1 pseudogene is annotated in these 1,345 nt (G+C 68.0%); it reads left to right on the plus strand.

Features of this window, described 5'->3' with window-relative positions:
• Nucleotides 1–1,345 (plus strand): annotated as a pseudogene (locus AC067N_RS38870) (sarcosine dehydrogenase); the annotation flags it as partial.

The following is a 1,345-nucleotide window of genomic DNA, read 5'->3' on the forward strand; positions in this document are numbered from 1 at the left end:
ATGCCGTCGGTCCTGAAGTTCACCGAGGAGGACTTCGCCGACGCCTGGACCGAGACCCAGTCGCTGCTCCCGGTGACGAGGGAGGCGAAGGTCGAGGAGGGCGTCAACGGTCTGTTCTCCTTCACCACCGACAACTTCCCGCTGCTCGGGCAGTCCCCGGACGTCAAGGGCTTCTGGGTCGCGGAGGCGGTGTGGGTCACGCATTCGGCGGGTGTGGGGCGGGCCATGGCCGAGTGGCTGGTGGACGGCTCCTGTTCGTCGTTCGACCTGCACGAGTGCGACGTCAACCGGTTCGAGCCGCACCAGCTGTCCCCGGAGTACGTGCTGGCCCGGGACTGCCGGAACTTCGTCGAGGTCTACGACATCCTGCACCCCTTGCAGCCTTCCGGGGAGCCGCGGCCGATCCGCATCAGCCCTTTCCATGCCCGGCAGGAGGAGCACGGTGCGTTCTTCCTGGAGGCGAACGGCTGGGAGCGCCCGCAGTGGTATGAGGCGAACGCGTCCCTGGTCGAGGGCCGTTCCATCCCCACCCCGAACGACTGGGCCGCGCGGTTCTGGTCGCCGATCGTGGGCGCGGAGGCGCAGGTCACCCGGGAGACCGTCGCGATGTATGACATGACGGCCCTGAAGCGTCTGGAGGTGAGCGGGCCCGGTGCGGCCGGCTTCCTGGAGCGGCTGTGCACCGGCAAGGTCGCCAAGTCGGTCGGTTCGGTGACGTATACGCTGCTGCTCGGCCATGACGGCGGTATCCGCAGTGACATCACGGTGGCCCGTCTGGGGCGTGATCTGTTCCAGATCGGTGCCAACGGCAACCTCGACCTGGACTGGTTCGGCCGGCATCTTCCCGCGGACGGCACGGTCCAGGTCCGTGACATCACTCCCGGTACCTGTTGTATCGGCCTGTGGGGGCCGCTGGCCCGCAAGGTCCTCCAGCCGTTGACGGACGCCGATTTCTCGGGCGAGGGCCTTAAGTACTTCCGCGCCCAGCGCGCCTACATCGGGTCGGTGCCCGTGACCGCGATGCGTCTGTCGTATGTCGGTGAACTCGGCTGGGAGCTGTACACCACCGCCGACCAGGGCCAGAAGCTGTGGGACACGCTGTGGGCGGCGGCCCGGCCGCTCGGTGGCGTCATCGCCGGCCGCGGGGCCTTCAACAGCCTGCGCCTGGAGAAGGGCTACCGCTCCTTCGGCACCGACATGACCTACGAACACGACCCCTACGAGGCCGGTGTCGGCTTCGCCGTCAAGCTCGACAAGGGCGACTTCATCGGCAAGGCCGCACTGGAGCGCCGCAAGGAGAACGTCCGGCGCAAGCTGACCTGCCTCACCATCGACGACCCCCGCT

The organism is Streptomyces sp. NPDC042364, assembly GCF_056437585.1.